The 6,199-nt window shown below is 72.8% G+C and carries 6 protein-coding genes; 3 read left to right on the forward strand and 3 right to left on the reverse strand.

Annotation, left to right across the window (positions count from 1 at the left end; translation table 11 throughout):
- Both C1I98_RS42040 and C1I98_RS33630 read right to left on the reverse strand, forming a co-directional pair.
- Window positions 1-885, reverse strand: an 885-nt coding sequence (locus tag C1I98_RS42040; RefSeq protein WP_158558289.1) for a DUF6986 family protein, incomplete at its 3' end; no start/stop codon positions are given.
- Window positions 885-2,204, reverse strand: coding sequence for an FAD-dependent oxidoreductase (locus tag C1I98_RS33630; protein WP_233508407.1), 1,320 nt, complete (start codon window positions 2,202-2,204; stop codon window positions 885-887). The genes C1I98_RS33630 and C1I98_RS42040, both read right to left, overlap by 1 nt.
- A gap of 208 nt (window positions 2,205-2,412) precedes the next feature.
- Between C1I98_RS33630 and C1I98_RS33635 the strand changes: the two genes are divergently transcribed.
- From C1I98_RS33635 to C1I98_RS33645, 3 genes are all read left to right on the forward strand, one after another.
- Window positions 2,413-2,958, forward strand: a complete 546-nt coding sequence (locus C1I98_RS33635) for a hypothetical protein (RefSeq protein ID WP_233508408.1) — start codon at window positions 2,413-2,415, stop codon at window positions 2,956-2,958.
- A 30-nt stretch (window positions 2,959-2,988) separates the two neighbouring features.
- On the forward strand, window positions 2,989-3,678 hold the full coding sequence (locus C1I98_RS33640; protein WP_111171375.1) for a hypothetical protein: 690 nt from the start codon (window positions 2,989-2,991) through the stop codon (window positions 3,676-3,678).
- Between the two features lie 66 nt (window positions 3,679-3,744).
- Window positions 3,745-5,484, forward strand: coding sequence for a proline--tRNA ligase (locus C1I98_RS33645; RefSeq protein WP_111171378.1), 1,740 nt, complete (start codon window positions 3,745-3,747; stop codon window positions 5,482-5,484).
- Between the two features lie 15 nt (window positions 5,485-5,499).
- On the opposite strand, the gene C1I98_RS33650 is transcribed toward C1I98_RS33645, so the two are convergent.
- Entirely contained in the window at window positions 5,500-5,970 is a 471-nt protein-coding gene (locus C1I98_RS33650) for a ferritin-like domain-containing protein (RefSeq protein WP_111171376.1), read from the reverse strand.
- Window positions 5,971-6,199: the final 229 nt, after the last annotated feature.

The following is a 6,199-nucleotide window of genomic DNA, read 5'->3' on the forward strand; positions in this document are numbered from 1 at the left end:
GGCGAGGGCCGGGGAGCCGTCCGCCAGTTCGACACCGGTGCCCGCGAAGGCCGTCTGCATGATGTGGCGGGCGTGGTCGCAGGCCGGGTGGTCCGGGCGCTGTTCGGGTGGGGCCAGCCCGCAGGCCGCCGTGTAGCCGGACACGCCGAAGCGGGCCGCGGCAAGCCTCCCGCCCGCCGCCTCCACCAGGCCGGGCCGCAGGAAGCGCAGCGTGCGCGGGTCGTCCACCTGCATCTCGAAGCGCAGCGTGCCGTCCGCCAGCCCGAGGCCGCGCTCCAGCGCCGTCAGGCAGCCGGCGAACTGGCCGAGATACGCCTCCTGAAGCACCCTGGGGAAGGTGATGACGAATCCGGGTGGCAGACCCCCGGCGAGGTCGCTCACGGCCGTCAGGAAGCCGTCCAGCGTCCGCAGGGAGCGCACCGGGTCTCCGGCGGCGAACGACCCGACCCGCGGCCCCCAGCGCCGCGGCAGCCTCCCGGCGGCGTGCATCTGCGCCACATGGCGGGCGGCGGACTCGGCGCGGGCGTCCTCGGCGTCCTCATCGCCCCCGCCGCCGTCCCCGAAGTCGATCCGCAGATCCTCCACCGGCTCTGTGGCCAGCTTGGCGGTGACCCGCCGGTGGACGTCGGCGGCGAGCGCGGGGGAGGAGACGCCGAACACGCCGGCGAGCGCGCCGGGGGAGCGCAGGTGCGCGGCCAGCATCGCCGCCGCCGCCCGGCCCCACTCGGCGATCGTCCCGGCGCGGAAGACGTCGGCGGGTACGTAGACGGTGTGGACCGGCTGCCAGGCGGGCTCGGCCCCCGCCCGTTCAGCGGCCCGCTGCGCGGCGTACGCGGCGGCGAAACCCGGGATGAGCGCGGCCGGGTCGGGCAGCGTCACCCGCATCAGGCCGGCGCCTGCTCTCTGCCGCAGGCGGCCAGCATCGCGGCCAGCCCGACCAGCTTGACCCGCTCGCCGCGGCCGAGCGAACGGGCCCGTTCGGCCTCTGCGGCCTCGATGGACAGCCACTCGGCGTAGGTGATCGGCCGGACGCCGCGCTCGGCGAGCAGGTCGTCCAGCCGCACGGCCGGCGGCGCGACGGGCTCGGCGGCCAGGTCGGCCAGGAGGGTGCGCACGGTCTCGGCCGCGTCGGACTTGTTGGTGCCGATCACGCCGGTCGGGCCGCGCTTGAGCCACCCCGCGACGTACTGGCCCGGGGCGATCCGGCCCGCCGTGTTGGGCACAGTCGCCGAGCGCTCGTCGAACGGCACTCCGGGCAGCGGCACGCTCTGGTAGCCCACCGAGCGCAGCACCATCCCGGCCGGGATGGTCTCGAACACGCCGGTGCCCACCACCCTGCCGTCGGACAGCGCGGTGCGCTCCAGCCGGATGCCCTCCACCCGGTCGGTGCCGATGATCTCGACGGGGCGCAGCCAGAAGCGTACGTCCAGCCGCCGGGGACGGCCCACAGGAGTCCGCGCCGCCCAGCCGCGCAGCACCTCGACGTTGCCCCTGATCTGCCGGGACAGCTCGCTGACATCGTTGTCGCCGGCCTCGTCGGGCCGCACGGAGACGTCGGCGTTGGCCAGCTCGCCCAGCTCGCGCAGCTCCTTGAGGGTGAACTTCGCGTGCTCGGGCCCGCGCCTGCCGATCATGTGGATGGCCTTGACCTGGCTGTCCGCCAGCGCGCCGAGCACCTCCTCGGGCACGTCGGTCGTGCGCAGCTCGGCCGCGGTCTTGGCCAGGATGCGGACCACGTCGACCGCGACGTTGCCGACCCCGATCACCGCGACCTCGGTGCTGTCCAGGGTGAAGGCGTCGGCGGGCACGTCGGGGTGCCCGCAGTACCAGTTGACGAAGTCGGTCGCGGCCACGCTGCCGGGGAGGTCCTCGCCGGGGATGTTCATCCGCCGGTCGACCATCGCGCCCGTGCAGTAGACCACCGCGTCGTAGGCGGCGCGCAGGTCATCGACGGTGATGTGGCGGCCCAGCTCCACGCCGCCCAGGAACCGGATGCCCGGCTGCTCGAGAACCCGGCGCAGGTAGCCGGCGATCGACTTGATCGAGGTGTGGTCGGGAGCCACACCGTACCGGACCAGCCCGTACGGCGTCGGCAGCCGTTCGAGGACATCGACCTCGACGGGCTCCGCGGACTGCTTGGTCAGTGCCTCGGCCGTATAGATCCCCGCAGGACCCGACCCAACGATCGCCACACGCAGCGGCACGTCCGCCTCCCTCGTCTCGGGGGTCCACCGCCCCCCATTACACACCCAGGACGAACAGCCGGGCATCTGGGTTCCATCCCGCCCCCGGGCGCGACTCGCGGAAAACCAAAGCCGGACGTCCGCCAACGCGGCCGACAATTCCGAAGCCGGCCCCGAATACGGCCAGAGGCTTGCGGGAAGCCGACCTACCCGATCACAGTTGGACCTCGTGGGCGCAGGGGCGAGCAAACGGCGAAGAGGGCGCGGGCGGCGGCCTGAGGACGGCACCGCCGCGAGCGCGCGCGAACCGCGTCACGGACCTCCGCGCGGGCCGGCCGCCCTGCCGGGCATCGACGATGACCTCATCGCGCCCGCCGCGCGCCGCTACGAGGCGCTCGGGCGGGTGATGGCGGCGCTGGCCGCGCAGACCGAGATCATCGAGTCCTGCCGCGACCTCGCCTGGTGGCGCGGGACCGACCACAGCTGGCACATCGAGTGGCGCGACGGCCTGTTCGCCTTCGAGGTCGCGGCGCTGCTCGCCGAGCAGATGCGCGACAGCGCCATCGCCGGCCCGCTGGCCGCCGCCGCGGGCCCGGCCTCGCGGGGTTCGGCCGCCATCGACGTGCTGGGCGTCCGGTTCGCGCTGCGCGCGCTCGATCCCCTCGGCCGGGCCCGGCTGCGCGCCCGGCCCGGCCTGTGGCGGCTCACCGAGGCCCTTGACACCTCCCGGCCGGGTGACACGCGCCGTGCCTGGGAGGAACTGCTCGGCGGTTAGCCCTCGCGGAGGGGGGCAGCCTTCCACCATATGGGGGACAAACGGGACAGGTCGGGGTACCCGCCGGTCCCTGGAGCGGGTGGCGACCCCGGCTACGAGGGGTTCGTCGAGTACGACCGCAGGCAGGAGCGCATCGGGCGGCACGTGGTGGCGGCCTTCGCGCTCGGCCTGCTGTTCGGCGTCTTCGGTGTGGTCGCCACGAACTTCCTGCCCCGCGGCGTGACGGCCGTCTTCAACCCCTACGGCTACTTCCTCCTGGCCGTCTACGTGGGCGGCACGGCCACGGGGATCGGCTGGGCGGCGCTGTCCAGCCTGCTCGCCGCGCTGGCCCCGCTGGTGGCCTCGATGGCCGGCACGCTGGTCTTCGAGGGCTTCGACGCCCAGGCGTGGGGCGGCGGCAGCGCCATCGAGACCAACGTCCTGCTGGTCGCCATCTTCGGGTACGGCCTGGCCGCCTACGCCGCCCGCCGCCACGGGATCGCCGGCGACCTCACCGCCGGGCTGCTCGGCGGAGTGCTGCTGGCCGACGCGGCGGACAAGGCCGCGCCGGGGTGGGTGGAGTACGTGCCGGGCTTTTGGCCCTGGCCCGCGGCGGTGGTCACCATGCTGGTCGTGGCCACGGTCGCGCTGCTGCGCGGGACCACCGCGGGGCGCGCCCGCGCGCTGATGTCGGCGCTCGTCGTCCCAGCCGCCGTCATTCTCCTCGCGCCGCCCTGGTGAGCCGATAGCCTGGAGGTCTCCGCGGGCCCCTTCGGCGGGGGCCGAGATCTCGATCCGGGAGTGGCCGTGCTGCTGCGCATGTCGTCGTTGTTCCTTCGCACCCTGCGGGACGACCCGGTGGACGCGGAGGTCCCCAGCCACAAGCTGCTGGTCCGGGCCGGATACGTGCGCAGGGTCGCCCCCGGCATCTACTCCTGGCTGCCGCTCGGCAAGAAGGTGCTGGACAACGTCACCCGTGTGATCCGCGAGGAGATGGACCGCATGGGCGGGCAGGAGGTCCTGTTCCCCGCCCTGCTGCCGCGCGACTACTACGAGGCCACCGGCCGCTGGACGGAGTACGGCGAGGCGCTGTTCCGGCTGAAAGACCGCAAGGGCGCCGACTACCTGCTCGGTCCCACCCACGAGGAGATGTTCGCCGACATGGTCAGGGGCGAGCTGTCCTCCTACAAGGACTTCCCGGTCACCCTGTACCAGATCCAGACCAAGTACCGCGACGAGGCGCGGCCCCGGGCGGGCATCCTGCGCGGGCGCGAGTTCGTGATGAAGGACTCCTACTCCTTCGACCTCGACGACGAGGGCCTCAAGCGCTCTTATGAGCAGCACCGCGAGACCTACATCAGGACCTTCGAGCGGCTCGGCATCGACTACCGCATCTGCTTCGCGACCTCGGGCGCGATGGGCGGCTCGGCCTCCGAGGAGTTCCTGGCTCCGGCCGAGACCGGCGCGGACGCCTTCGTCGCCTGCCGTTCGTGCGGGTACGCCGCCAACGCCGAGGCCGTCACCACCCCGGCCCCGCCCGCGGGCCCGGCCGAGCACCCCCCGCTGCGGGTGCTCGACACCCCGGACACCCCGACCATCCAGACCCTGGTCGACTTCGTCAACGAGCACTACGGGCTGGGCGTCACCGCGGCCGACACGCTGAAGAACGTCGTGGTCAAGATCCGCACCCCCGGCTCGGACAAGGCCGAGGTGCTGGTGATCGGGGTCCCCGGCGACCGCGAGATCGACTTCAAGCGGCTGGAGGCCGCGGTGGCCCCCGGCGAGCCGGAGATCTTCGAGGCCGCCGACTTCGAGCGCCACCCGGGCCTGGTCCGCGGCTACATCGGCCCACAGGTGCTGAAGGACCTCGGCATCACCTATCTGGTCGACCCGCGGGTGGTCGATGGCACCTCGTGGGTCACCGGGGCCAACGAGCCTGGCAGGCACGCGGCCAACGTGGTGGCCGGGCGCGACTTCACCCCCGACGGCACCATCGAGGCCGCCGAGATCCGGGCCGGTGACGCCTGCCCGCAGTGCGGCTCGCCGCTGTCCATCGACCGGGGCATCGAGATCGGGCACATCTTCCAGCTCGGCCGGAAGTACTCCGACGTCGCCGAGCTGGACGCGCTCGGCCCGGACGGCAAGCCGATCCGGATCACCATGGGCTCCTACGGCATCGGCGTCTCCCGCGCGGTCGCGGTGATCGCCGAGCAGCGCCACGACGAGCTGGGCCTGGTCTGGCCGCGCGAGATCGCGCCCGCCGACGTCCACATCGTGGGCACCGGCAAGGACGACCAGATCGGGGTCGCGCTCTCGCTCGCGGAGGAGCTGACGGCGCGCGGGGTGCGCGTCCTGGTGGACGACCGGCCGGGGGTCTCGCCCGGCGTGAAGTTCAAGGACGCCGAGCTGCTGGGCATGCCCACGATCCTGGTGATCGGGCGCGGTCTCGCCCAGGGCGTGGCGGAGCTGCGCGACCGGGCGTCCGGCGAGTGGGAGGAGATCCCGATCGCCGAAGCCGTGGACCGCGTCGCCGCGCTCGTCTCCTGACCCGTGGGCCGGCGCTCACCCCGTGGCGGGCGTGGGCGCCGGTGACCCGGACTTCGCGGTGGGCTCGGGGGTCACGGCCGGGCGCAGGCCGGGCAGCGCCGGGATCTCGGCGCGGAAGCCGTAGGCCCGGATGACCGACTCCTGCATGGCCAGCGCGGCGCGCTCGCGCACCGCGACCTCGGCGGTCGCGGCCAGTTGCAGGTAGGCCGCGGTCACGCCCTCCTCCACGTGTACGGCCAGCCGGGTCGCCTCGGCCGCCGAGCCGGGGGTGACCGGCACCGCGTAGGACGCCGCGGCCTCGCGCGGCGCGCCGCCCCGCTCGCGGATCATCACCCGGAGCTGGTCGCGCCTGGCCCGGTGGGCGTTGTAGGCGGTGGTCGCCGCCGAGCGCAGCGAGCCGGTCGTGCGCGCCGCGATGAGGCCGTATGCGTAGACCGCGGCGTGCTCGGCGGCCAGCGTCTGCTGCAGGTCGTCGAGGGTGCTCACAGCGACCTCGACAGGGCCGCGGCGTGCGCCGCCTCGCAGGCCCCGATGCTGGCCAGGAGCTGCTGTCTCTTCTACACATCTCCGAGCCCACGAGACTAGCGCTCATATCGTATGCCGTCTTCTGCTTGAAAAAAAAAAAACAGCAATATGTAATCCAGTAAATACATTTATATTCTTTATATAATTAGGTACTACAATTATAAATCCTATAAATATTAATACTACGTCT

Source organism: Spongiactinospora gelatinilytica (assembly GCF_003236385.1).
In the GTDB taxonomy this organism is placed as follows: domain Bacteria; phylum Actinomycetota; class Actinomycetes; order Streptosporangiales; family Streptosporangiaceae; genus Spongiactinospora; species Spongiactinospora gelatinilytica.

Coding starts and splice junctions, on each gene's coding strand:
- C1I98_RS33640 (WP_111171375.1), top strand. CDS start 2,989: ATGGGGGACAAACGGGACAGGTCGGGGTACCCGCCGGTCCCTGGAGCG.